At 61.9% G+C, this 25092-nt stretch carries 29 protein-coding genes; 17 read left to right on the plus strand and 12 right to left on the minus strand.

The genetic code is table 11. The features are described 5' to 3' along the window. Positions 1–7 precede the first annotated feature (7 nt). The 8 genes from NKI24_RS06700 to NKI24_RS06735 all read right to left on the minus strand — a co-directional run bounded on the left by NKI24_RS06700 (position 8) and on the right by NKI24_RS06735 (position 6839). The gene (locus NKI24_RS06700; protein WP_352744045.1) at positions 8–478 is read right to left on the minus strand and encodes a GNAT family N-acetyltransferase; all 471 of its coding nucleotides are present in this window, start codon (positions 476–478) and stop codon (positions 8–10) included. Beyond that, entirely contained in the window at positions 475–885 is a 411-nt protein-coding gene (locus NKI24_RS06705; RefSeq protein WP_352448755.1) for a DUF302 domain-containing protein, read from the minus strand. Before NKI24_RS06705 ends, NKI24_RS06700 begins: the two co-directional genes overlap by 4 nt. Then, the gene (gene uvrA / locus NKI24_RS06710) at positions 885–3806 is read right to left on the minus strand and encodes an excinuclease ABC subunit UvrA (RefSeq protein ID WP_352744047.1); all 2922 of its coding nucleotides are present in this window, start codon (positions 3804–3806) and stop codon (positions 885–887) included. Before uvrA ends, NKI24_RS06705 begins: the two co-directional genes overlap by 1 nt. A gap of 697 nt (positions 3807–4503) precedes the next feature. Further along, positions 4504–4902: a hypothetical protein gene (locus NKI24_RS06715; RefSeq protein WP_352744049.1), complete on the minus strand. Its 399-nt coding sequence runs from the start codon at positions 4900–4902 to the stop codon at positions 4504–4506. Then, positions 4899–5504 (minus strand): ATP-dependent Clp protease proteolytic subunit, encoded by a 606-nt coding sequence (locus NKI24_RS06720; RefSeq protein WP_352455702.1) that lies wholly within the window; start codon positions 5502–5504, stop codon positions 4899–4901. Before NKI24_RS06720 ends, NKI24_RS06715 begins: the two co-directional genes overlap by 4 nt. A 26-nt stretch (positions 5505–5530) precedes the next feature. After that, positions 5531–6055 carry an SRPBCC family protein gene (locus tag NKI24_RS06725; RefSeq protein WP_352744052.1) on the minus strand — a complete coding sequence of 175 codons (525 nt, stop codon included), beginning with the start codon at positions 6053–6055 and terminating at the stop codon, positions 5531–5533. After that, positions 6052–6366, minus strand: coding sequence for an ArsR/SmtB family transcription factor (locus tag NKI24_RS06730; RefSeq protein WP_352744054.1), 315 nt, complete (start codon positions 6364–6366; stop codon positions 6052–6054). The genes NKI24_RS06725 and NKI24_RS06730 overlap by 4 nt, the downstream gene beginning before the upstream one ends. A gap of 83 nt (positions 6367–6449) precedes the next feature. Next, positions 6450–6839 carry a cupin domain-containing protein gene (locus tag NKI24_RS06735; RefSeq protein ID WP_352744056.1) on the minus strand — a complete coding sequence of 130 codons (390 nt, stop codon included), beginning with the start codon at positions 6837–6839 and terminating at the stop codon, positions 6450–6452. A gap of 208 nt (positions 6840–7047) precedes the next feature. Between NKI24_RS06735 and NKI24_RS06740 the strand changes: the two genes are divergently transcribed. Together NKI24_RS06740 and NKI24_RS06745 are read left to right on the plus strand one after the other, a co-directional pair. Next, positions 7048–7560 (plus strand): single-stranded DNA-binding protein, encoded by a 513-nt coding sequence (locus NKI24_RS06740; protein WP_352448761.1) that lies wholly within the window; start codon positions 7048–7050, stop codon positions 7558–7560. A gap of 123 nt (positions 7561–7683) precedes the next feature. Next, entirely contained in the window at positions 7684–8109 is a 426-nt protein-coding gene (locus NKI24_RS06745; protein ID WP_352705738.1) for an OsmC family protein, read from the plus strand. Between the two features lie 8 nt (positions 8110–8117). Here NKI24_RS06745 and NKI24_RS06750 read toward each other — a convergent pair whose 3' ends face one another. Both NKI24_RS06750 and NKI24_RS06755 read right to left on the minus strand, forming a co-directional pair. After that, positions 8118–8747 (minus strand): MarC family protein, encoded by a 630-nt coding sequence (locus NKI24_RS06750; protein WP_352705504.1) that lies wholly within the window; start codon positions 8745–8747, stop codon positions 8118–8120. Between the two features lie 74 nt (positions 8748–8821). Then, positions 8822–9352 carry a hypothetical protein gene (locus tag NKI24_RS06755; RefSeq protein ID WP_352744058.1) on the minus strand — a complete coding sequence of 177 codons (531 nt, stop codon included), beginning with the start codon at positions 9350–9352 and terminating at the stop codon, positions 8822–8824. An 86-nt stretch (positions 9353–9438) separates the two neighbouring features. Here NKI24_RS06755 and NKI24_RS06760 point away from each other — a divergent pair, with 86 nt between their 5' ends. Together NKI24_RS06760 and gyrA are read left to right on the plus strand one after the other, a co-directional pair. Continuing rightward, the gene (locus NKI24_RS06760; RefSeq protein WP_352744060.1) at positions 9439–10266 is read left to right on the plus strand and encodes a helix-turn-helix transcriptional regulator; all 828 of its coding nucleotides are present in this window, start codon (positions 9439–9441) and stop codon (positions 10264–10266) included. A gap of 148 nt (positions 10267–10414) precedes the next feature. Further along, a complete protein-coding gene (gene gyrA / locus NKI24_RS06765; RefSeq protein ID WP_352471697.1) occupies positions 10415–13219 on the plus strand; it encodes a DNA gyrase subunit A in 2805 nt (934 codons plus the stop codon). A 53-nt stretch (positions 13220–13272) separates the two neighbouring features. Here the strand turns inward: gyrA and NKI24_RS06770 are convergent, their stop codons facing one another. After that, positions 13273–13425, minus strand: coding sequence for a hypothetical protein (locus NKI24_RS06770; RefSeq protein WP_254817366.1), 153 nt, complete (start codon positions 13423–13425; stop codon positions 13273–13275). 195 nt (positions 13426–13620) lie between these two features. On the opposite strand from NKI24_RS06770, the gene coaD reads away from it, so the two are divergent. The 8 genes from coaD to NKI24_RS06810 all read left to right on the plus strand — a co-directional run bounded on the left by coaD (position 13621) and on the right by NKI24_RS06810 (position 19820). Continuing rightward, on the plus strand, positions 13621–14121 hold the full coding sequence (gene coaD / locus NKI24_RS06775) for a pantetheine-phosphate adenylyltransferase (RefSeq protein WP_352448768.1): 501 nt from the start codon (positions 13621–13623) through the stop codon (positions 14119–14121). Positions 14122–14196: 75 nt separating this feature from the next. Further along, complete coding sequence (locus NKI24_RS06780; protein WP_352471695.1) at positions 14197–14787, plus strand: peptidylprolyl isomerase; 591 nt, start codon at positions 14197–14199, stop codon at positions 14785–14787. A 29-nt stretch (positions 14788–14816) separates the two neighbouring features. Further along, the gene (locus NKI24_RS06785) at positions 14817–15329 is read left to right on the plus strand and encodes a peptidylprolyl isomerase (RefSeq protein ID WP_254817363.1); all 513 of its coding nucleotides are present in this window, start codon (positions 14817–14819) and stop codon (positions 15327–15329) included. After that, complete coding sequence (locus NKI24_RS06790; protein WP_352705728.1) at positions 15326–15724, plus strand: hypothetical protein; 399 nt, start codon at positions 15326–15328, stop codon at positions 15722–15724. The genes NKI24_RS06785 and NKI24_RS06790 overlap by 4 nt, the downstream gene beginning before the upstream one ends. A 12-nt stretch (positions 15725–15736) precedes the next feature. Next, positions 15737–16822, plus strand: coding sequence for a tRNA preQ1(34) S-adenosylmethionine ribosyltransferase-isomerase QueA (gene queA, locus NKI24_RS06795; RefSeq protein ID WP_352705725.1), 1086 nt, complete (start codon positions 15737–15739; stop codon positions 16820–16822). Further along, a complete protein-coding gene (locus NKI24_RS06800) occupies positions 16812–17081 on the plus strand; it encodes a hypothetical protein (protein WP_352448773.1) in 270 nt (89 codons plus the stop codon). The genes queA and NKI24_RS06800 overlap by 11 nt, the downstream gene beginning before the upstream one ends. Before the next feature lie 8 nt (positions 17082–17089). Beyond that, entirely contained in the window at positions 17090–18220 is a 1131-nt protein-coding gene (gene tgt / locus NKI24_RS06805) for a tRNA guanosine(34) transglycosylase Tgt (RefSeq protein ID WP_352744063.1), read from the plus strand. A gap of 244 nt (positions 18221–18464) precedes the next feature. Further along, on the plus strand, positions 18465–19820 hold the full coding sequence (locus NKI24_RS06810) for a glycosyltransferase family protein (protein ID WP_352744065.1): 1356 nt from the start codon (positions 18465–18467) through the stop codon (positions 19818–19820). Positions 19821–19829: 9 nt separating this feature from the next. Here NKI24_RS06810 and NKI24_RS06815 read toward each other — a convergent pair whose 3' ends face one another. Then, entirely contained in the window at positions 19830–20249 is a 420-nt protein-coding gene (locus tag NKI24_RS06815; protein ID WP_352705867.1) for a DUF4864 domain-containing protein, read from the minus strand. Positions 20250–20490: 241 nt separating this feature from the next. Between NKI24_RS06815 and NKI24_RS06820 the strand changes: the two genes are divergently transcribed. From NKI24_RS06820 to NKI24_RS06840, 5 genes are all read left to right on the plus strand, one after another. Beyond that, positions 20491–20727, plus strand: a complete 237-nt coding sequence (locus tag NKI24_RS06820) for an Lrp/AsnC ligand binding domain-containing protein (protein ID WP_023674883.1) — start codon at positions 20491–20493, stop codon at positions 20725–20727. Between the two features lie 172 nt (positions 20728–20899). Next, a complete protein-coding gene (locus tag NKI24_RS06825; RefSeq protein ID WP_352448777.1) occupies positions 20900–22312 on the plus strand; it encodes a circularly permuted type 2 ATP-grasp protein in 1413 nt (470 codons plus the stop codon). 199 nt (positions 22313–22511) lie between these two features. Further along, positions 22512–23453, plus strand: a complete 942-nt coding sequence (locus tag NKI24_RS06830) for an alpha-E domain-containing protein (protein WP_023674885.1) — start codon at positions 22512–22514, stop codon at positions 23451–23453. 61 nt (positions 23454–23514) lie between these two features. After that, positions 23515–24309 (plus strand): transglutaminase family protein, encoded by a 795-nt coding sequence (locus NKI24_RS06835; protein ID WP_352744067.1) that lies wholly within the window; start codon positions 23515–23517, stop codon positions 24307–24309. Positions 24310–24340: 31 nt separating this feature from the next. Then, positions 24341–25072: a proteasome-type protease gene (locus tag NKI24_RS06840; RefSeq protein WP_254817354.1), complete on the plus strand. Its 732-nt coding sequence runs from the start codon at positions 24341–24343 to the stop codon at positions 25070–25072. Positions 25073–25092: the final 20 nt, after the last annotated feature.

Raw genomic sequence — 25092 nt, forward strand, 5'->3', positions numbered from 1 at the left:
AAAAGGATCACGCGATGGCGGTCGTCTCGACGGCTTTCGCCATGTCGACGACCGTCCATCCTGGCCGATATGGATTGGGCCGGCGACCCGTTTCGCGAAAGCCGTAGGCCTTATACAACGAAACGTTCCGTTCCATTCTGGCATTGGTGTAGAGTCGGATTTCCGGCAAGCTCCACAAGCGCGTCTGTTGCTCGGCCCAGTCGAGCAGCCCGATGCCGAAACCCTTGCCCTGAAAGGCGGGCGCAACGGCGACGCTGAAGATCATTGTATGGTCCGCATGTCGTTCGAGAACGATCAAGCCGGCCGGCTGTCCGTCCTGCTCCGAAAGCCAGACCTCGCCGCGTTCTATGCGCGGCGCATAGTCCTCGGTGACGGGGATCGGCGGCGCTCCGAACAGGGCAGTGTAGGGCGCGTAGGCGTCGGTGGTAAGCGAGATCACCGTGGGGAGATCATCGGCCCGAGCGGCTCTCATGATCAAAACTGGCCCGCGCCGGCAGCGGCCGCAATCACCTTGTCCATGCCGGCCGCTATCGCGGCGACGGCATTGCGACTGGCGTCGCCCAAGCCGTGGCGCTCAGCGAGCCAGTGCGCGTCATTGTAGGAGAGCCAGACCTTGCCTTGCTTATCCTCCCAAGCCAGTGCCTTGACCGGCAGATCGATGCCGGCAAGCTGCCGGTCCTGCATCAGCGGCGTCCCGCCTTTCGGGTTGCCAAAAATCAGAAGCTGGGTCGGACGCAGGGAAGCTTCGACACTGCGCGCACCGGCGGCGTGGTCAATGCGGGCGAAGACCAGCAATCCTGCACCTTCCACAGTCCCGACCAGGCGATCGATCGTCTCGGCCACGCCGAAGCGGCTTTGGACCGTGATGAGACCGTTCTTTGCCATCACTCCGCCGCTTCGCGCTTGCCTCCGGGGCGCCGCTCCAGCAATTCCCTCAAGAACTGGCCGGTATAGCTGCGTTTTTCGCGGACGATGTCCTCCGGCGTGCCGGACGCTACCAGCTCGCCGCCGCCGTCGCCACCTTCGGGGCCAAGATCGAGCACCCAGTCAGCGGTCTTGATCACCTCTAGATTGTGCTCGATGACGACGACCGTGTTGCCCTGGTCGACCAGCTCGTGCAGCACTTCAAGCAGCTTGGCGACGTCGTGGAAATGCAGGCCGGTGGTTGGCTCATCGAGAATGTAGAGCGTCTTGCCGGTCGCCTTGCGCGACAGTTCCTTGGCAAGCTTGATGCGCTGCGCCTCGCCGCCCGACAAAGTCGTTGCCTGCTGGCCAACATGGATGTAGCCGAGGCCGACCCGTTTCAGCGTCTCCAGCTTGTCGCGCACGCCGGGCACGGCGGCGAAGAAATCGACGCCTTCCTCGACCGTCATGTCGAGAACGTCGGCGATTGATTTGCCCTTGAACAGGACGTCGAGCGTCTCGCGGTTGTAGCGCTTGCCGTGGCAGACGTCGCAGGTGACATAGACGTCGGGCAGGAAATGCATCTCGATCTTGATGACGCCGTCGCCCTGGCAAGCCTCGCAGCGGCCGCCCTTGACGTTGAACGAGAAGCGGCCCGGCTGGTAGCCGCGCGCCTTGGCCTCCGGCAGGCCGGCGAACCAGTCGCGGATCGGCGTGAAGGCGCCGGTGTAGGTGGCGGGGTTGGAGCGCGGGGTGCGCCCGATCGGCGACTGGTCGATATCGATGACCTTGTCGAGGAATTCGAGCCCCTCGATGCGGTCGTGCTCGGCCGGATGCTCGCGCGAGCCCATGATGCGGCGCGACGCCGCCTTGAACAAGGTCTCGATCAGGAAGGTCGACTTGCCGCCGCCGGATACGCCGGTGATGGCGGTAAAGGTGCCGAGCGGGATTTCGGCGGTGACGTTCTTCAGATTGTTGCCGCGCGCGCCGACGACCTTCAGCCGGCGGTTCTTCTTGGCCTCACGCCGCACTGCCGGCGTCGCCACTTCGAGCTCGCCCGACAGATATTTACCGGTGATCGAAGCGGGCGTCGCCATGATCTGCTGCGGCGTGCCCTGGGCGATGATGTGGCCGCCATGGATGCCGGCCGCCGGGCCGATATCGACGACGTAGTCGGCATGCAGGATGGCGTCCTCGTCATGCTCGACGACGATGACCGTGTTGCCGATGTCGCGCAGATGCTTCAGCGTGTCGAGCAGGCGGGCGTTGTCGCGCTGGTGCAGGCCGATCGACGGCTCGTCGAGCACATAGAGCACGCCGGTCAGGCCGGAGCCGATCTGCGAAGCCAGCCGGATGCGCTGGCTCTCGCCGCCCGACAACGTGCCGGAGTTGCGCGACAGCGTCAGATAGTCGAGACCGACATCGTTGAGGAAGCGCAGCCGCTCGCGGATTTCCTTGAGCACGCGCACCGCAATCTCGTTCTGCTTGTCGTTGAGCGAAGCGGGCAGATCGGTGAACCACTGGTCGGCCTTGCGGATGGACAGCTCGGTGACCTCGCCAATGTGCTTGCCGGCGATCTTGACCGCGAGCGCCTCGGGCTTCAGCCGATAGCCGCGGCAGGCCGGGCAGGGCGTGGCCGACATGAAGCGCTCGATCTCCTCGCGCATCCAGGCGGATTCGGTTTCCTTCCAGCGGCGCTCGAGATTGGGGATGACGCCCTCGAAGGTTTTCGTCGTTTTGTAGGAGCGCAGACCGTCATCATAATGGAAGGTGATTTCGCGCTCGCCGGTGCCGTGCAGGACGGCTTGCTTTGCCTCCTCGCTCAAATCCTTGAACTTGTCGCCGAGCTTGAAGCCATAGGCAATGCCCAGCGCTTCCAGCGTCTGCGCATAGTAGGGCGAGCTCGACTTCGCCCAAGGGCTGACGGCGCCGGCGCGCAGCGAGACATTCTCGTCGGGCACGACCAGGCTGGCATCAATGGCGCGTTGGCTGCCGAGCCCGTCGCAGGTCGGGCAGGCGCCGAACGGATTGTTGAAGGAGAATAGCCTGGGCTCGATCTCGGGAATGGTGAAGCCGGATACCGGGCAGGCGAACTTTTCCGAGAACAGCATGCGTTCATGCGTCTCGTTCTTCGATTTGTTGACCGAATCCTCGCCGGTCTGGCTGGCGTCGAGCGGCTTGTCGGCAAATTCCGCCACTGCCAGCCCGTCGGCCAGCTTCAGCGCGGTCTCGATGGAATCGGCGAGCCGCGTCGCCAGATCGCCGCGCACGACGATGCGGTCGACGACGACGTCGATGTCGTGCTTGTACTTCTTGTCCAGCGCCGGCACGTCGGCGATCTCATAGAAGACGCCATCGACTTTGACGCGCTGAAAACCCTTCTTCTGCAGCTCCAGCAGTTCCTTGCGGTACTCGCCTTTGCGGCCGCGCACCATCGGCGCCAGAATGAACAGCCGGGTGCCTTCCTCGACAGCAAGCACCCGGTCGACCATCTGCGAAACCGTCTGGCTCTCGATCGGCAGGCCGGTGGCCGGTGAATAGGGTACACCGACGCGGGCGAACAAAAGCCGCATATAATCGTAGATCTCGGTGACGGTGCCGACCGTCGAACGTGGGTTCTTCGAGGTGGTCTTCTGCTCGATGGAGATGGCCGGCGACAGGCCGTCGATCTGGTCGACGTCAGGCTTCTGCATCATTTCGAGGAATTGCCGTGCATAGGCCGAAAGGCTCTCGACGTAGCGGCGCTGGCCCTCGGCGTAGATGGTGTCGAAGGCAAGCGACGACTTGCCCGACCCCGACAGGCCGGTCATGACGATCAGGCTGTCACGCGGCAGGTCGAGATCGACATTCTTCAGATTGTGTTCGCGTGCCCCGCGAATGGAGAGATATTTATGGTCGGCCATCGCCGGTCGCCGCCTCAGAATCTGGAATTCGTGGGATGGGCGGGTTTTCCCGACCATCCCCTATGTAGGTAATTTCGCCGCCTTTTCGAGAGACGCCACAACTCTCGACCAAAGCGTTTAACCGCCTTTCGCGCGAACGGGCAAGCGGAAAGAACAAAGGCCGAACACGCTCCTGACAAAAGCTGCCCGCGCAGCCGGCTTCACAAAGCGTCTCGCGATCACATTTTTCGGCAACCCGGCTATTCAAGGTTGACGTCCCCGCGTCATGGGGGCAGAATCCAATTGTCAACGAAGCCGGCCGTCTTTCGATGGCCTCGCGGCCTGGGGCTAGCCTGCGAGACGCCGCGGGTTATGCGATGAGCGCTTCGACGACAGTCGCAACGAACAGAAGGAGAGCAGAGGCATGACTCCACCGGATTGTTCCTTGAGGCTCCACGTGTCGCTGGAGCCGCGGCAGGTATAAGTAGCCAGGTCAGGCGTTTAGCGCTACCTGCCTACGTTGACCTGCCGATCCCCACAACAATCAGAGACTGCTAGTCGGATCGTCGGCTGAACGCCGCGAAGCATCCGAAATAAAAAGCCGGCAGTACACTCTCGGCAATTTGGATTTCAGATCCAAGAAAGCCCCGTCAGTTGCAAACGCAATGGCGGGGCTGTTCGTTTGAAGCGCAATATTTGTGGTTCACACCAGGCGAACTTAGCGGCTGGACGGCCTGATCCCGCCGGTAGCGACATCGATGGTGATGCTACCGGAAATCCGAACGTCGGTATCGCCAATCTTGAAGGTGCCGTTGCCGCTGCCTGAAGCCACGTCGTCAGGCTCAGGCTGCGGCGCTGGCTCGGCGATGCGATAATCGCTGGTCACACCGGGCAGGGCGCCCTTTTGCGAAGACGTCGAATTATCTTGGGCAAATGCCATATCCACCAGCATGTTCGTGCCGGCTACGGTAGCGATGGCAAGGCATAACAGGCTGGATGAGCGGCTGGCGGTCATCGCCGGACTATAGTGCCGCGATAGCGGCAAGACCAGACCGATGGCGCTGAAATTGCGGGCGCTCAATCTCCTCAGTTCCGTCCGCCGGCCCGGCTCGTTCATGCGGCCTGCTTGCGAGTGTCGAAAACATGGTCGACGAGGCCCCAATCCTTGGCCTCCTGCGCGGTCATGAAAAAGTCGCGGTCGAGCGTGCGTTCCACTTCTTCGTAGGTGCGGCCGCAATGGCGGGCGTAAAGATCGGTCATGCGCCGCTTGGTGCGAAGGATGCCCTCGGCATGGCGCTGGATATCGGAGGCTTGGCCCTGGAAACCGCCGAGAGGCTGATGCAGCACGATGCTGGTGTTGGGTAGCGCGATGCGCCGCCCCGGTGTGCCGGCCATCAAAAGGAACGAGGCCATCGAGGCGGCGAAGCCCATACAAACCGTGGAGACCGGGCAGCTGATATACTGCATCGTATCGTAGATCGCGAAACCGCTGGTCACTACGCCGCCCGGCGAGTTGATGTAGAGCGAGACCTCCTTGTCGGGATTGTCGGATTCCAACGACAGAAGCTGGGCGCAGACCAGCGCCGAGGTGCCGTCATCGATCGGGCCGTTGATGAAGACGATGCGCTCGCGCAGCAGCCGCGAAAATATGTCGAAGGCACGTTCGCCGCGGCTCGACTGCTCGATCACCATCGGCACCAGATTGGCAAGGCCGCTCATCGGTTGTCTCCGTTGACTGTTGTCGTTCAGGCCGCGCGCAGGAAGAGGCGCGGGGTGTTTGCGGCGATCTGCTTGTGCCTGGGAGTGCGCGCTTCAAAGGAAAGCCGGCAACCGGCGCCTGCCATCGCGATCTCCGGCACTGCTGCCCGAGCAAAACCATCATGGACGATGCGCAGATGCGTGCCGCCGGAAACGGTGCGGTCGAGCGTAAAGGTGACGATGCTGTCCACTGGGCTGTCGTTTATTGTGCTGTCCAGGGGGCTGCCGGGCGGCACCTGCGTATCGCCGGGCGCCGGCCGCTCCCGCCAGGAATAGCGCAGCAGCCGTCCGGGATCCGCGTCGAGGATTTCGCACTCGATCGGCGCATTCGGCGCTTTAAAGGCAAAGCGGTTGCCGATTTCGGGCTTGATGTCGTTCGGCATCATCCAGGCCGCGAGCAGGTCCGGCACCGTCAGCGCCCGCCACACCTTTTCCGGCGGTTCGGGCAGCTCGCACTCGAACTCGATCTTGTCTGCGGCCATTTCGGCGCGTTCTTTGCCTCGGCTGGTCATTGGTCCATGTCCTTCAAAACCGTCTTGAGCCTTTCGATGCGCTCTGGCCAGAACGCACGGTAGCGTTCGATCCAGCCGAGCAGTGGCGCAAGCCCCTTCGGATCGACGCGGTAATAGGCGTTGCGACCGGCCCGGCGCTCGACCACGAGGCCGGCGCCGCGCAGCACTGCGAGATGTTGCGATACCGCCGGCTGCGATACCGGTATGCCAGTGCGCAGTTCCGACACCGTCATCTCGCCGTCGGCGAGCCGCTCATAGACGGCGCGACGCGTTGGATCCGCTAGTGCCCGAAAAATGGCTGCTTCGATCATGCCGAAAGCATAAGTCAATACTTATCGGTTTGGCAAGCCGTGTTTTTTAAGACAGGCGGTGTTTTTTAAGACAGGCGAGGTTTTTACAAACTCGCTGGAAGCCAGCGTCTCACCATGTCGGGGGATCCGTTGAACGTCGCCTCGAAAACTGGTGACGCGAGCACAGCATGAATATGAAGCAATTCGGAGCCGACGTTTCGGAAGCCATGTCGCCTGCGCGCGGCAACAACAAGCGACTGTCCGGCAGTCAAGACGAGATGCTCTTCGTCGATCCACATCTCGGCCCTGCCAGCGATGACGGTAAGCACTTCCTCGACCGGGTGCCAATGTGTCGGGGCGCCAACCGTGGGTTCGACCCATTGTTCAAATATGCAAAGTTGAGTTGCGCCGTTGCAGGCCGAGACATGCATGCGGGTCTTTACTCCCGTCCGCCACTCTTCTTGCGGCTGATCGTCATGCGCAACCATCTTCATGCGTTCGCCTCGATCCCATGGTCTGTGGAAATTCGACGCCAAGACACTACTTCTTACTGACAACTATTGACAGCGCAGGGCCTCTCCTATAGAACGAAAAGAGAACAAAAACGTTGTGGGAAAAGGCAGCGACGGCAGGCAGGGATTGTCCATAGCCTGTAAGGTGCGGCGACAAAAATTTGGTTTCGGATGAGCGCGGAGAAGTATCATGGCGGGTAGCGTCAACAAGGTCATTCTGGTGGGCAACCTCGGGGCGGACCCTGAAATCCGCCGCTTGAATTCGGGTGACCCGGTCGTCAACATCCGCATCGCGACGTCGGAAAGCTGGCGCGACAAGACATCCGGAGAGCGCAAGGAAAAGACCGAGTGGCACAATGTCGTGATCTTCAACGACCAGATCGCCAAGGTGGCCGAGCAGTATCTGAAGAAGGGCATGAAGGTCTATGTCGAGGGCCAACTGCAGACGCGCAAATGGCAGGACCAGACCGGCAATGACCGCTATACGACCGAAATCGTGTTGCAGAAATTCCGCGGCGAGCTGCAGATGCTCGATGCGCGGGGCGAGGGCGGCGGCCAGGTCGGCAACTATGCCGGTGGTGGTGCGAGCCGCGGTTCCGATTTCGGCCAGTCCGGCCCGGGCGAAAGTTTCAATCGCGGTGGCGCCAACAAGGGCGGCGGCGGTGGTTCGTCGCGCGAGCTGGACGACGAAATCCCGTTCTGATTTCTTGGGGCGGACTGCCCTTGCGGCGAAAAGCGCCGGCACCTTGGCCACGAAATGGCGTCCCGAAAATCTGTCTTGGATTTTCGGGACGTTGTGCGTTTGAGCGGTGAAAGGACGTATCAGGTGAAGGCAAGGGTCAAATGGGTCGAGGAGCGTACTTTCGTTGGCGAGTCCGCCAATGGGCACAAGCTGGTGCTAGGCACTGCGTTCGGGCCGGAGGGCAAGACGCCGGGGCCGAGCCCAATGGAACTGGTGCTGATCGGCACTGGCGGCTGCTCGGCCTATGACGTGGTCCATATCCTCGAAAAGGGGCGCGAGGCGGTCGAAGATTGCGTGGTCGAACTCGATGCCGACCGTGCAGAAGCCGATCCCAGGGTGTTCACCCGCATTCACATGCATTTTGTCGTCAAGGGCCGGACGCTATCACACGACAAGGTGAAGCGGGCGATCGGGCTTTCGATCGAGAAATACTGCTCGGCCTCGGCAATGATGGCCAAGACTGCCGAGATTACCCACGACTTCGAAGTCATTGAAACGACAGCGAAGTAGGGCTGTTGCTACGTCGCCATCAGCGCCTTGATGCCGTCGGCGACGAACTGTACGGCGAGCGCCGCCAGGATGACGCCGAGCAGCCTTGTCAGGATCGAACGGCCGGTTTGGCCGAGGATACGGTCGATGCGCTCTGACAGCACGAACACCAGGTAGGTGATGACGAGGCAGATGGCGATGATGCCGACAAGCGCTATCTGCGCGCCCAAACCCTGAAACGAGCTTGAGAGCAGGACGGTCGCCGAAATCGCGCCGGGACCGGCAATAAGCGGGATCGCCAGCGGAAAGGCGGCGATGTTGTGGATCATGTCCCTGGTGATGGCGACGTCGCCGATCTTCTCCTTGCGGTCCTGCCGGCGCTCGAACACCATTTCGAAGGCGATGAAGAACAGCAAAAAGCCGCCGGCGACGCGGAAGGCCGGCAGAGTGATGCCGAAGACTGACAGGATCGACGCGCCGGCGATTGCGAACAACGCCATTACCAGGAAGGCGATGACCGAGGCGCGCACGGAGACCTGGTTGCGCTCCTCGCGGTTCATGCCGCGGGTCACGGCGAGGAAGAGCGGCGCCAGGCCGGGCGGATCGATCGTCACCAGTATGGTGACGAAGGCGTTGAACAGGCTGTCGAAGCTCGGCATGCTGACCCTCCCCGCCGGCAAAGCCGGATAACGGGATTGGTAGAGCAAAGCGGAGCCAGTGGAAACCGTGCGGATCAGGGGCTGACGGCCCGGCGCGCCAGAAACTCGACTTCGAGACGCCAGGTGGCGGCGTCGTCCTGTGAGCGTTCGCCCAGCCAGCGGAACGAATTTTCGGTGATGCGCGAAAAGCTCCAGCGCACAGCAGATCCGGTGCCGTCTGCGCCTTGCTGGATGATTGTGTCGCCCTCGGCACGGCCGAGCTGGCGGCTGTAGTACTGATTGCGCGGATCGCTCCAGAAGATGTGCCAGGCGTCAACGCCGGGATCGTAGACGCGCAACGTCGTGCCATAGAAGGTCCATTTGCCGAGCGAGGGCGAGGGGCCGGCGTCACGGGCAGGCAGGATCCATACGTCCTGGATCGCGCGGCCTTCGAGCACCCAGCCGAAATGCACTTCGCCGCGCCCGGTCAGCACCTGACCGTCCTCGAGATGGCGCGTGGCGTCGAACGTCCAGGCGCCGACGAAGCGGCCGTAAAGATTCAGTTTCTCGGCAAGGGCCGGTACGGGCCCATCGCTGTGCAGGGCCTTGGCAAAGGAATTGGACATGGCTTCGCTCTCATCTTGTCAGGAGACCGGCAAGCATAGAGGCCGACAGGGGTTCTGCGCTTGGGAAAAGTTGCTATGTTTCGGCGATGACGACGAGCGCGCACAGGCTGGCGTCGGGCCGAGGCTGGCAGGTGTCGGATGTCATCTGCACCGCCAGCGCCGCCGACAGGCCATTCGAGGAGGAGCATCGGGATTTCTGCGTTGCCGCCGTAACCAACGGCACCTTCCGCTATCGTGCGCGCGAGGGCACGGCGATGCTGGCGCCGGGCGCGCTCCTGCTCGGCAATCCCGGCACATGCTATGAATGCGGTCACGAGCATGGCGCCGGCGACCGCTGCCTCTCCTTCCATTTCGGACCGGCCTATATGGAGCGGATCGTCGCCGACGTGCCGAGCGCGAAGACGCTCGATTTCGGCACGCCGCGCCTGCCGCCCTTGCCGGCGCTGGTGCCGCTGCTTGCCGAAGCGGAGGCGGCGCGCGAGATGGCCGACGCCGGCGCGTTCGAGGAACTCGCCCTGCGCATTGCCGGTGCCGCGGTAACAGCGGCTTGCAGCGCTACGGATCGGGGACGGACGCCGAGCCGCCGTGACCAGAAGCGTGTCGCCGAAGCGGTGCGGCGCATCGAAGTCGATGCCGACCGGCCGATCTCGCTTGCCGAACTCGCCGACGAGACCGCCACCAGCCCTTACCATTTCCTGCGCACCTTCCGGCACGTCGCCGGCATGACGCCCTACCAGTTCCTGCTGAGAGCGCGGCTGCACAGGGCAGCAGTGCGGCTGCGGACGTCGGATCAGACGATTTCGGCGATCGCCTTTGCGGCGGGGTTCAACGATCTGTCGACCTTCAACCGCCGTTTCCGGCGGCTGATGGGCGAGGCGCCGGGTACTTATCACGTCCGCCGGCGACGCCCGTGAAAGGGTGCCACGGCCATATCGTCGCAATTGGTTTATCCTTTTGAATTTGCCGCTAAAAACCACACTGGAAAACTGCCGCGATTGTTGGAGTTTCGGGCCGGCTTCCTATATAAGCACCAAGTGATTCCTGATTAGATTGTGATCCGATTTGACCGACCAAAAGACACCGCGCGGCGCCGACGGCGGCCCCACCGGCATCGAGCCGATATCCATCATCGAGGAGATGCAGCGCTCCTATCTCGATTACGCCATGAGCGTGATCGTCAGCCGCGCGCTGCCGGACGTGCGCGATGGCCTCAAGCCGGTGCATCGCCGCATCCTCTACGCCGCCTATGAGAGCGGCTATCACTGGAACCGCAAATATGTGAAATCGGCACGCCCGGTCGCCGACGTGATGGGTAAATACCATCCGCATGGCGACGCCTCGATCTACGACGCTTTGGTGCGCATGGCGCAGGATTGGTCGCTGCGCGTGCCGCTGATCGACGGGCAGGGCAATTTCGGCTCGATCGACGGCGATCCGCCGGCGGCGATGCGCTACACGGAATCGCGGCTGACCAAGGTCGCGCATGAGTTGCTGGAAGACATCGACAAGGACACCGTCGATTTCCAGGACACTTACGATGCGTCGGGCAGCGAACCGAAAGTCCTGCCGGCGCGCTTCCCGAACCTGTTGGTCAACGGCTCCGGCGGTATCGCCGTCGGCATGGCCACCAACATCCCGCCGCACAATCTGGGCGAGGTCTGCAACGGCGCCATTGCCCTCATCGATAATCCGGCCATCGACCTTCCGGCGCTGATGGAGATCATTCCGGGGCCGGATTTCCCGACCGGCGGCATCGTGCTCGGCCGCTCCGGTATCTACAGCGCCTATTCGACCGGCCGCGGCTCCATCGTCATGCGCGGCCGCGTCAACGTCGAGGCGCGCGGCAACGATCGTGAATCGATCGTCATCACCGAGGTTCCCTATCAGGTGAACAAGGCGTCGATGATCGAGAAGATGGCCGAGCTGGTGCGCGACAAGCGCATCGAAGGCATTTCCGACATTCGCGACGAGAGCGACCGCCAGGGCTACCGCGTCGTCATCGAACTGAAGCGCGACGCGGTCGCCGATGTCATCCTCAACCAGCTTTACCGCTTCACCCCGCTGCAGACGTCCTTCGGCGCCAACATGGTGGCACTGAACGGCGGCAAGCCGGAATTGCTGACTCTGACCGACATGCTGAAGGCGTTCGTCGCCTTCCGTGAGGAGGTGATCAGCCGGCGCACGAAATTCCTGCTGCGCAAGGCGCGCGACCGCGCCCATGTGCTGGTCGGCCTTGCCATCGCTGTTGCCAACATCGATGAAGTCATCAAGCTGATCCGCAGCGCTCCGGACCCGCAGACGGCGCGCGAGCAGTTGATGGAGCGGCGCTGGCCTTCGGGCGACGTGGAATCGCTGATTCTTCTGATCGACGACCCGCGCCATCGCATCAACGAGGACGGTACCTACAATCTCTCCGAGGAGCAGGCGCGCGCCATCCTCGAACTGCGCCTGCAGCGCCTGACCGCGCTCGGCCGCGACGAGATCGCCGACGAGCTGAACACGATCGGCGACGAGATCAAGGACTACCTGGACATCCTCTCGTCCCGCGCCCGCGTCCAGCAGATCGTCAAGGACGAGCTCATCGCCGTGCGCGACGAGTTCGGCACGCCGCGCCGCACCGAACTCGCCGAGGGCGGGGCGGACATGGAAGACGAGGACCTGATCCAGCGCGAGGACATGGTCGTCACGGTCAGCCATTCCGGCTACATCAAGCGCGTGCCGCTGTCGCTCTACCGGGCGCAGCGCCGCGGCGGCAAGGGCCGCTCCGGCATGTCGACCAAGGAAGAGGATTTCGTCACCCGGCTGTTCGTCGCCAACACGCACACGCCGGTGCTGTTCTTCTCCTCGCGCGGCATCGTCTACAAGGAAAAGGTCTGGCGCCTGCCGATCGGCAACCCGCAATCGCGCGGCAAGGCGCTGATCAATATGCTGCCGCTCGAACAGGGCGAGCGCATCACCACGATCATGCCGCTGCCGGAGGATGAGACGAGTTGGGGCGAGCTCGACGTCATGTTTGCCACCACGCGCGGCACCGTGCGTCGCAACAAGCTGTCGGACTTCGTCCAGGTCAACCGCAACGGCAAGATCGCCATGAAGCTGGACGAGGAGGGCGACGAGATCCTCGGCGTCGAGACCTGCACCGACAATGACGACGTGCTTTTGACGGCAAGTTCCGGCCAGTGCATCCGCTTTCCGGTCAGCGACGTACGCGTCTTCCAGAGCCGCAATTCGGTCGGCGTGCGCGGCATTGCGATGGCCGATGGCGACCGGGTGATCTCGATGGCGGTGATCGAGCATGTCGATGCGCCGCCGGCGGAGCGTGCCGCCTACCTCAAGCGGGTGGTGGCCGAACGCCGGCTCGCTGCTGACATCGCGGCCGGCGAGGAGGAAGAAATCCAGCTCACCAATGAAGAGGTCGGCGAAGAGGCAGAGCTTTCCGACGACCGCTATGAATTCCTCAAGGCGCACGAGCAGTTCGTGTTGACGGTGACGGAATATGGCTACGGCAAGCGTTCATCGTCCTACGATTTCCGCCTGACTGGCCGTGGCGGCAAGGGTATTCGCGCCACCGACGTCTCGAAAACGGCCGAAATCGGCCGCCTGGTGGCGACCTTCCCGGTCGGCAATGACGATCAGATCATGCTGGTTTCGGATGGCGGCACCGTTATCCGTGTTCCAGTGAACGGCATTCGTTTCGCCAGCCGCGCCACCAAGGGCGTTACCATCTTCAATACCGCAGAGGGCGAGAAGGTCGTTTCGGTGGAGCGAATTTCAGAACCGCAAGCGGATGAAGAGATCGAAGAGAATGCTGAAAGCGGCGCTGTTGCCGATGCCGATGGTAGGGAGCCCGATACTTCCGTCGAGTGAGTTTGCCACGACGACGCCAGCCCTATAGGCCGGCGTGTGAAGACACCCGCAATCTAGAAGTGGCGATAAGGCTTGCGGTTGCCGAAGCCTTCGAACCGCTTGGTATTGGCCTTGGCGCGGACGCGCTGTGCTTCCTGATGCAACCCGAATACGGTAGCGATCAGCATGGCGACGGTCATTGCGGTGGCGAGCATGTAGATCAGCATGTGCGTGTTCTCCTGCGCCTAACAACGATTAGATGGGTGTTTGGTTTCATCTCCTGCAGCTGCAACTTAGTGAACACTGCGTGAAACTGTTGTGAGCGGCACATTCATCTGTCGTTCACGTCGGCCAAAAGGTTCATGGGGCGGGCTGGCGATCGGATTTGCCTTTAGGGGAGAGGCTCGCTAGAAGCACCTGCCATGACCGAACGCATCGCCCTTTATGCCGGCTCTTTCGACCCGCTGACCAACGGCCATCTCGACGTGCTGAAGGCGTCGCTGGCCGTGGCGGATACAATCTATGCGGCGATCGGCATCCATCCCGGGAAGAAGCCGTTGTTTTCCTTCGAGGAACGGGTTGGCCTGATCGAAACGGCCGCGAAGGCGGAATTCGGCAGCGACGGTGCGCGTATCAAAGTAGTCGCCTTCGACGGGTTGGTCATCGATGCGGCCAGGAAGCATGGCGCCTCGATCATGATCCGCGGCCTGCGCGACGGCACCGATCTTGACTATGAGATGCAGATGGCCGGCATGAACGAGACCATGGCGCCGGAGCTGCAGACGGTGTTCCTGCCCGCCAGCCCTTCAGTGCGCACCATTACCGCCACACTTGTGCGCCAGATAGCTTCGATGGGAGGCGACATCCGCCCCTTCGTGCCGGCGGCCGTGGCCGGCGCGCTCACCGCCAAATTCGCGAAATAAATGCATGTCACCCAAAAGTGGAACCCGGCTTTGGGTAACGACATGCTTGAACGAAGATATTCGGAGAAAGATCCCATGCAGCTGAAAAAGCTTGCCTTCTTGCTTGCCGTGCTTGCCGGTCTTGTGACCGCATCCGTGTCGGCCTTTGCCGCCGATCCGGAAAACACCATGATCGTAACGCTGAAGGACGGCGACGTGACCATCGCGCTGAGGCCCGACCTTGCGCCGAAGCACGTCGCGCAGATCAAAAAGCTGGTGCGCCAGGGCGCCTACGACAACGTCGCCTTTCACCGCGTCATCGACGGCTTCATGGCGCAGACCGGCGACGTCAAGTTCGGCAACATGAAGAGCGGCTTCAATGCCGACGCTGTCGGCACCGGCGGCTCCGATCTTCCTGACCTGCCGGCCGAATTCTCCAGCACCGAGCACTACCAGCGCGGCGTGGTCGGCATGGCCCGCTCCGACGATCCGAATTCCGCCAATTCGCAATTCTTCATCATGTTCGCGCCGGCACCGCCGCTCGATGGCCAGTACACCATCGTTGGCAATGTCGTCAGCGGCATGGAGCTGGTGGACCACATCAAGAAAGGCGACGAGGCGCAGAACGGGACGGTGACCGACCCCGATCGCATGATCAAGGTGCGCATCGCCGCGGACGGCAAGTAACCACAATTGTTCAAAAGGATATTTCTGACATGGCCGAAATCAAGGACCGCGAGAACGCGCTTATCATGGACACGACCAAGGGCAAGGTCGTCATCGAATTGTTTCCAGATCTGGCGCCCGGCCATGTCGGCCGTATCAAGGAGCTGGCGCGCGAAGGCGCCTATGACGGCGTGGTCTTCCACCGCGTCATCGACGGCTTTATGGCGCAGACCGGAGACGTGAAGTTCGGCAATTCCAACAAGCCGTCTTTCGCGCCATCGCGCGCCGGCACTGGCGGTTCCGACAAGCCCGATCTGAAGGCCGAGTTCTCCAACGCCAACCACGGCCGCGGCACCTGCTCGATGGCGCGCTCGCAGAACCCGAACTCGGCCAATTCGCAGTTCTTCATCTGCTTCGACGATGCCGCCTTCCTCAACCGCCAGTACACGGTATGGGGCCAGGTCATCGAAGGCATGGACAACGTCGACAAGATCAAGCGCGGCGAACCGGTGCAGGATCCTGACAAGATCGTGTCGCTCAAGGTCGCGGCCGACGTGAAATGACCGGCCGGGCTGTCGCGGCCATCGCATTTGTGCTCGTCGCGGCGGCCACTCCGGCGCTGGCGACGGAATCGATCGTCTGCAGCGCCGACGGCGGCGCGGCATCGATTGACGTTTTGATGGGACACACGGCCGTCATTGCGGTGGCGCGTGTGTGGCTGGATGCCGGTGGCAAGACATGGACCACGGACGGACAGCCAGGCTCAACGAAAGTCATCGTTGGACAGGCATTCGAAGACGACGAGCGCATGCTGATCGATCTCACTGATGAGGGCCTCAGCTCGATCGTGGCCAAATTGCGGCTGGTCAAGGCCAGCGAGCAGTCCAGCTTCGCAATGGGCGGTACGCTGAGCATAGACAGTGTCGGCGCCTGGGCGGTGACCTGCCCGGAACCTTGAGGCGGGGATTTCTTGCGCGTCGATCTTTTCGATTTCGATCTGCCGGAAGAGCGCGTCGCGCTTCGCCCAGCCGAACCGCGCGACAGCGCCAGAATGCTGGTGGTCAGGCCGGGTGAGGGGCTCGAGGACCGGACGGTGCGCGACCTGCCGTCCCTGCTCAAGGCCGGTGATGTGCTGGTCTTCAACGACACCAAGGTCATTCCGGCGCAGCTGAAAGGCATCAGGCGGCGCGGCGAAGCAGCAGCGCAGGTCGAAGCCACGCTGCATATGCGGATGGCGCCCGACCGGTGGCTAGCCTTCATGCGTCCGGGCAAGCGCATCGCCGCCGGCGATCGCATCCATTTCGGTCATGACGCCAATTCCTGCTTTCTCGGCCAGCTCGATGCGACAGTGATCGAGAAGGGGGAAGGCGGCGAGGTGCTGCTCGGCTTCGACCTGTCAGGTCCGTTCCTCGACGAGGCGCTGCACGCTGTCGGCCACATCCCGCTGCCGCCCTACATCGCCTCCAAGCGTGACGACGACGAACGCGACCGCAGCGATTATCAGACCATTTATGCGAGGGAGGAGGGCGCGGTCGCCGCGCCGACGGCAGGGCTGCATTTCACGCCGGAGCTGTTTGCGAGGCTCGACGCCAAGGGCATAGAGCGCCGTTTCGTCACGCTGCATGTCGGCGCCGGTACGTTCCTGCCGGTGAAGGCGGACGACACCGCCGACCACAAGATGCACGCCGAAACCGGTTCGGTCAGCCCGGAAACCGCCGAGGCGCTGAATGCGGCGAAAGCAAAAGGTGGGCGCATTATCGCTGTCGGCACGACATCGCTGCGCTTATTGGAGAGCGCGGCCGGCGAGGACGGCAGGCTGGCCGCATGGTCAGGCCCGACAGACATCTTCATCACGCCCGGCTATCGTTTCAAGACCGCAGACATGCTGATGACCAATTTCCATCTGCCGCGTTCGACGCTGTTCATGCTGGTTTCGGCCTTCTGCGGTTTGCAGACGATGCGGGCGGCTTATGCGCATGCCATCGAGAACCGCTACAGGTTTTATTCCTATGGAGACGCAAGTCTTCTGTTCAGGGAGGATAGTAATGGACGATGACCTGGAAACCTTCGACCGGGAAGCCTTGATCGCCGAGGTCAGGAAACTGCGCGCCGGCATCCGCCAACACCGCGACGCCACCGGCCATGATCTGTGCTGGCATCATCCCGACCTCTGGTCACTTTTGCCCGAAAAGACCGAGCCGGCGATTGCCGTGCCGCCGTGGCCGAAATTCATGCGCGGCTGCATCCGCTACCGGCAATCACTCGACAAGCAGGCCCCGGACGCGCCGGTATTCGACAAGGAGTTCGATGGCTAGGGAATTCAATGACTGACGCATTCACCTTCAAGGTGCTGGCGACCGACGGCAGGGCGCGGCGTGGTGCAATCACCATGCCGCGCGGGGAAATCCGCACGCCTGCCTTCATGCCGGTCGGTACCGGCGGCACGGTGAAGGCCATGTATATGGATCAGGTGCGCGGCGTCGGCTCGGACATTATCCTCGGCAACACCTACCACCTGATGCTAAGACCCGGCGCCGAGCGCGTGGCGCGGCTCGGCGGCCTGCATGAATTCGCCCGCTGGCCGCATCCAATCCTGACCGACAGCGGCGGCTTCCAGGTAATGTCGCTGTCGAAGCTGCGGAAACTGACCGAGAGCGGCGTTACCTTCCGTTCGCATATCGACGGCGGCGCCTACGAGATGTCGCCGGAGCGTTCGATAGAGATCCAGGGGCTGCTCGATTCCGACATCCAGATGCAGCTCGACGAATGCACGGCGCTGCCGGCCAAGCAGAACGAGATCGAGCGTGCCATGGAGTTGTCGTTGCGCTGGGCCGAGCGTTGCAAGACCGCATTCGGCGAGCAGCCCGGCAAGGCGATGTTCGGCATTGTGCAAGGCGGCGACGTGCCGGATCTGCGGCTGCGCTCGGCGCAGGCGCTGAAGGCAATGGAGCTGAAGGGCTACGCGATCGGCGGGCTGGCTGTCGGCGAGCCGCAAGCGGTGATGGTGGAGATGCTCGACATCACTTGCCCGGAGCTGCCGGCTGACCGGCCGCGCTACCTGATGGGCGTCGGCACCCCGGACGACATTTTGAAGTCGGTGGCGCGCGGCATCGACATGTTCGACTGCGTGATGCCGACGCGGGCAGGGCGCCACGGCCTTGCCTACACACGGCGCGGCAAGGTCAATCTGCGCAACGCCCGCCATGCCGACGATCCGCGTCCGCTCGATGAGGAAAGCGACTGCCCGGCCGCACGCGACTATTCGCGGGCCTATTTGCACCATCTGGTGCGCTCGCAAGAGGCGCTTGGGGCGATGCTCCTGACCTGGAACAATCTGTCCTATTACCAGCAGCTGATGCGCGACATTCGTGAAGCGATCGAGGCTGGCAGGTTCGCCGAACAAGCCGAGATCATCACGCAGCAATGGGCAAACGGTGACCTCGCCGTCCGGTAGGCATGCTCGCCAGAATCCGGCTCCAGGGAGGAGTTGCCCCTGCCATGAACTGTTTTGAAACGACTGCCTAATAAGCATTGCCGGACGACATCGGGCGAGGATCAAGAACCTGTTGGTTTCGGGGCAAGTTTCAGTTCCTGGCACGACGGTGCGGACGAACGGCATCGCCGAGCCTTCGCCTTCGACCCCCATCGCGGTTCAGCGATGGACGACTGGGTCGTTGCTTGCCATTCTGGCGATCGCAGTGACCGGCTTGGTCTTGCGCTTACTTGGCGCGCGCGGCGACCTTTGGCTGGACGAGATCTGGAGCTTTGCGCTGATCGAGCCGCTTACCTCGATCGACCAGATATTCTGGCGCGTCAATCACGACAACAATCATTTCCTCAATTCGGTCTATCTCTATCTCATTGGCCCCGATGCTTCGCCGCTGATCCAGCGAGGTCTGTCGATAGCATTAGGTGTTGCCACGATCGGTGCGGCGGCAGCGAGCGCCGCATCGCGCGGACGACAGGCGATGATTGCCACAAGCCTGTTGTTTGCCGTGAGCTACCCAATGATCCATTACGGCTCGGAGGCACGCGGCTATGCCGGCCTTGTGCTGTTCACGCTGCTTTCGGTGGTTTTTCTGGAGCGCCGGCTCGACAGTAGACGGTGGTCTGGCGCGGCCTTGGCAGCGGCGATCCTTTTCGGCTTCCTGTGCCACCTCACAATGATCGGAATGGTGGCGGTCCTCGCAATCTGGACCGCCTGGCTCGCCTGGCAGCGTACGGCGAAGGTCGGCCGTGTCGTTGCGGACCTGGCGTCGATCTTCCTGCCGGGCTTGCTTGCCGTGCTGCCGCTGGCTGTCGGCGTGTTTGTCGGCGGCAGGCTGTTCGGCTTCAGTGTCGGTGGTGTTTCGCCGTTCTCGATTGCCGCCTTCGCGCAGGGCTATGGCGGGATGATCCGCTCTCTGTTCGGGCTGCCACCCTGGTTCGGCGACGGGCCCTACATCGTTGCCGCCTGCTGTCTTGTCGGCCTCTCCGCCGGTGTCTGGCGCGGTCGCCGAGCCAGCCTTCATGCGATCGGGATTATCGGACTGCCTTTGCTCATGGCGGCGGCGCATCTGCCCAACCTCGAGTTCCCACGCTATTTCATCATCAGCGGAACATTGCTGCTGCTCTGGGCCGGCGAGATGATTGGCCGCGGCCTGGATGCTCGCGGGACTGCAAGGCTACTTGCGATGGGAGCGCTGGCGATCGTGGTGAGTGGAAGCATTTCGTCGCTGCTCCAGCTCTATCAATATGGACGCGGCTCCTACGCCGCTATCGTCGATGAAATGACCAGGAACGGCGCAACCACCTATGCCAGCGACGGCAATTTCCGCACCCCCATTGTCGTCGACTATTTTGCGGCGCGAATGGATCGTCGGGCATTGCTGGTTCCAGACGACGGGATGTGCACCGAACGGCCCGCCTGGCTGGTCCTCGAGGGGGACGTGGACAAACAAGCCGAACATGTCGAACCGACGGCCGCATGCGCTCTGGCGTATGAACGGGCCGATGCGTCGAGGCATTGGGGGTTTTCAGGCCTGAGCTGGACGCTCTACCGGCGACAGGATTGAAACACCCCTTTAGGTGCTGAGCGACGTGGACGCACGCAGGCTGCAGCCGGTGATCCGAAAGCTGCCGTCAGGCTGTAGTTCGAGCGTGTAGACCGCCTCGTAGTCCTTGCCATCCGGGCCGACGATCAGCACTTGCTGGATGATCGACGTCGGGCTCGTCGCGCGAACCTTGCCGAAGGAGTAGGTCTGCGGTTGGCGCACCGGCGGATAGCCTTTTGTCACCATGTTCATGAAGGTATCGACGGTCGGAAAGATGCGTTTCACATTCGGTGCGGCAAAGCTGTAGGCCGTCATTCCGTCATTGGCGATGAAGGCCCTCAACTGCCCATCGATGACCGTCTGCGCCGCTTTGACTTCGGCGTCGCCAGCAAAGGCCTGGGATGCGAAAATGAATGGAACGACTGCGAATGCGAAAAACGCGCGGCGCATGGCCTGTCTCCGTTGTCCCTGAGAAATCGCTGCCTGAAGGTACATGATACCATACGCTTTGCAGTGCTTCAGGGTTTCAGCCGAGCGCAAACATTCGGCGTGGCAGTCCGTGTCCAGACCGAGACGCAATGTCGAGGCGAGAACAGCCTGAGCGATTGCCGATGCTTGAAAGGCGAACGGCAGTCTGCCACAAGGGCCGCTCGATTATACCTAGAGCGTGCGATGTGAGCAGGACCAGGCAATGAAGGCATTTTTCGTGCAGATAAAATGCGATCTGGGCAAGGCCTACGACGTTGCCAGCGCCCTGGCCGATGCCGAGATTGCTTCGGAAATCTACTCGACAGCCGGAAACTACGACCTGCTCGCCAAATTCTATGTCGACGACGAGGAAGACATCGGCCACTTCGTCAATGAGAAAGTGCAGATTCTCCCGGGCATCAAGGATACGTTCACGGTCGTCACCTTTCGCGCGTTTTGATCCGCATCCGGCATCTGCCCGGACACCAGGCAAAGCCTGATCAAGGCCCTATTGGTGCTGCCTTAATTTTAGGCAAGTGCGATATACTGATCGCCGGCGCCCAACAAATCACCGATTGCGCTTGATTTTCTCCAGCGAGGCCAGTGAAATGGCGCCACAGGGGAGTATGCGATTGGCAGCGTTCGATGAAATGCTTCCGGAAGTTTCCGGGCTGAGAAAACCGTATTCGGCTTACGATCGCTGGCTGAAGGAACAGGACCCGGCCAGACTTACCGAGAAGATGCAGGACGCCGAACGCGTCTTTCGCAAGACAGGCATCACTTTCGCCGTCTACGGCGAGCAGGAAGCATCGGAGCGGCTGATACCCTTCGATATCGTTCCGCGCATCATTTCGGGCAATGAATGGCGACGGCTGACGCAAGGCATCGAGCAGCGCGTCCAGGCGCTGAACGCCTTTCTCGACGACATCTACCATCGCCAGGAGATCTTGCGCGCCGGCCGGGTGCCGAAGGAGTTGATCGCCAAGAACGAGGCGTTCCTGCCCGAGATGATCGGGGTGCGGCCGCCGGCCGGCGTCTATACCCACATCATCGGCGTCGACATCGTACGCATTAGCGAGAACGAGTTCTACGTGCTGGAGGACAACGCGCGCACGCCGTCCGGCGTCTCCTACATGCTGGAGAACCGCGAGACGATGATGCAGCTCTTTCCCGAGCTGTTCCAGCAGATCAAGGTGCGGCCGGTTGAGAATTACCCGCAGCTCTTGCGCCAGTCGCTGGCGGCAGTGCGGCCGCAAAGCACCAAGGGTGCGCCGACCATTGCCGTGCTGACGCCGGGCAGCTTCAACTCGGCGTATTTCGAACATGCTTTCCTTGCCGACCAGATGGGCGTGCAGCTTGTCGAGGGGCAGGATCTGCGCGTCGTCGATGGCCATGTCGCGATGCGCACCACCGAGGGCTACAAGCAGATCGACGTGCTTTACCGTCGTGTCGACGACTCGTTCCTCGATCCGCTGACGTTCCGCCCCGACTCGGCACTTGGCGTGCCGGGCATTATGGACGTCTACCGCGCCGGCAACATCACGATCGCCAATGCGCCGGGAACCGGCATCGCCGACGACAAGGCGATCTATTCGTACATGCCCGAGATCGTCGAATTCTACACCGGCCGCAAGGCGATGCTCGGCAACATCCCGACCTGGCGCTGCTCGGAGCCGGACAGCCTGAAATACGTGCTCGAGCACATCGATGAATTGGTTATCAAAGAGGTCCACGGGTCCGGCGGTTACGGCATGCTGGTCGGTCCGGCGGCGACCAAGAAGGAGTGCGAGGATTTTTCCAAAAAGCTCGCGGCAAAACCGTCGAACTACATTGCTCAACCGACGCTGGCGCTGTCGACCTGCCCGATCCTGACGGACAAGGGGCTGGCGCCGCGCCATGTCGATCTGCGCCCCTATGTGCTGGTTTCCGACCGTATCCAGATCGTGCCCGGCGGGCTGACCCGAGTAGCGCTCAAGGAAGGCTCGCTGGTCGTCAATTCCTCGCAAGGCGGGGGCACGAAGGATACGTGGGTGTTGGATGATTAGAGTGGAAGTAGCGAGTAGGGAATAGCGAATAGTGAATAGTGAATAGTGAATAGTGAATAGTGAATAGTGAATAGATAAGGATATGGGTCGTTGATGTTGGTGAAATGCCCTGAAGTGAAGCGCGCGGAATCGTGCCCTGGAATCTGGACAGTCACCATTCACCATTCAGCATTCACTATTCACCACAGGACCGCCTGACATGCTTCTCGGCCGCACCGCCAACGGGCTCTACTGGATGAACCGCTATATCGAGCGGGCGGAAAACATGGCGCGGCTGGTGGATGCCGGCTTGCGCATGGCGCTGACTCGTACCCAGAACGCTTCGGAGGAGTGGAATTCGGTGCTGCTCAGCGCCGGTTCAGACGCCAGCTTCACGCAGAAATATTCCGACTACACCGCCGCCAATGTCGCCGACTATCTGCTGCGCGACACATCGAACCCGTCGAGCACGATGTCGTCTATCGAAACGGCCCGTAACAATGCCCGCATGGTGCGCACGGCATTGACGCGTGAAACCTGGGAAAGCATCAACGAAGCCTGGATGTCGCTGAAGCGGATGCTGGCCAAGCCGATCGACGAGCGCGACCTGCCCAACGCGCTCGACGCAATCAAACGCGAGACGGCGCTGATCCGCGGCTCGTTCTACGGCACGATGCTGCGCAACGAGATTTTCGATTTTTCGCAGCTCGGCACGTATGTCGAACGCGCCGACAACACCGCGCGCATCCTGGATGTGAAATACTACGTGCTGTTGCCGTCGATCTCCTGGGTCGGCTCGACGCTCGACAACTACCAGTGGGAATCGATCCTGCGCTCGGTGTCGGCGCACCGTTCCTATCGCTGGGTCTATGATGCCGACTACAAGCCGAGCAACATCGCCGATTATCTGATCCTCAACGTCCGCATGCCGCGCTCGCTGACCTTTTGCTACCGCTTCCTGACGGAGCATCTCAAATTCCTGGGTGACGACTATGGGGAGCGCCACGCCTGTCATGCGACGGCTGCCAAGACCCAGGCCATGCTGACGGCCGGGTCGATCAAGGATATTTTCGACGCCGGCCTGCACGAATTTCTGGCCAATTTCATCCGCGACAACACCAGGCTCGGCGACGAGATCGCGCAGGATTACAGGTTCTATTGAGCATGACCCCAAAAAGCGGAGACCGGTTTTCGGAAAAGCTCATGCTCCAGGGACGAGAGCGATGCGGCTGAAGATCACCCACCGGACGGAATACCGCTACGATGCGCCGGTGCATTATTTGTTGCAGCGTTTGCGGCTGCTCCCGGTGAACGGGCGCACCCAGACGGTACTGTCCTGGGCGCTGAAGATCGAAGGCGCACGCGAGGAAGTGCGCTTCACCGACCATTTCGGCAATGATACCCGGCTGTTGAGCGTCGAGGGCGAGCGCGACTTCATCACCGTCGAAGCAGCCGGCGAAGTAGTGACGCGCGACACCGCTGGCGTCTGCGGACCGCACCAGGGTTTCGCGCCGCTCTGGCTGTTCGGCCAGGAAACGCCGCTGACGACGATCGGCAGCGGCATTCGCGAGCTTGCTGCCTCGGTCGGCAAGGGTACCGACATCGAAAGGCTGCACCGGTTGATGGCGGTGATCGGCGAGCGCGTCGTTTATACGCCGGACACCACCAACGTGACGACGCCGGCCGAAGAGGCCCTGGCGCTCAAGACCGGCGTTTGCCAGGACCACAGCCACATCTTCGTTGCCGCGGCGCGTGCCATGGATTTTCCGGCCCGCTATATCAGCGGCTACCTGATGATGGATGCGGCCATCGAGCAGGCGGCAAGCCACGCTTGGGCCGAGGCGCATGTCTCGGGCCTCGGCTGGGTCGCCTTCGATGTCGCCAACGGCATTTCTCCGGACGAGCGTTATGTGAAGGTGGCGACCGGCCGCGATTATCGCGACGCCACGCCGGTATCTGGAATTCGGCTGGGACAGGCGGAAGAACAGCTTGCGGTCACCGTCACCGTGGAGCAGTAATCCCCGGCAAGATTGTTGCCAAAGAGATTCGATGACCTATTGCGTCGGCCTGAAGATCGATCGCGGGCTCGTGTTCATGTCGGACACGCGCACCAACGCCGGCATGGATTCGATCTCGACCTTCAGGAAGATGCATGTCTGGGAAGAGCCGGGCGAGCGCGTCATCGTTTTGATGTCGGCCGGCAATCTGGCGACGACGCAGGCCGTGGTCAGCCTGCTCGACGAACGCACCAAGGCAGTGGCGGAGCGCCGTGCCACACTGCTCGAAACGCCCTCCATGTACCAGACAGTCCGGTTGGTCGGAGACACCGTCAAGGAGGTCATCGCCAGTTCGTCGCCGGCGGGCGAAAAGGCGGATTCCTACTTCAACGCCTCCTTCATCCTCGGCGGTCAGATCAAGGGCAGCGCGCCGCGCCTGTTCATGATCTATCCGGAAGGCAATTTCATCGAATCGACCGACGACACGCCGTTCTTCCAGATCGGTGAGACCAAATACGGCAAGCCGATCATTATCCGCGCTTATGAAAGGACGATGAGTTTCGCCGAGACGGTGAAGTTGCTGCTGGTGTCGTTCGACTCGACGCTGAAGTCGAACCTGTCGGTCGGCCTGCCGCTCGACCTGCTGTTCTATGAAAAGGACACTTTCAAGGTCGGCCTCAAAAAGCGAATAACCCAGGACGATCAATATTATCGTACGATCTCGGATAGCTGGTCGAACGCGCTGAAGACCGCCTTTGCCAGTCTGCCTGATTTTCCCGAATGAAAACCTTCGTTTTTCGTGCT

The sequence above is a fragment of the Mesorhizobium sp. M0701 genome (assembly GCF_040320365.1).
Classification (GTDB): Bacteria; Pseudomonadota; Alphaproteobacteria; order Rhizobiales; family Rhizobiaceae; genus Mesorhizobium.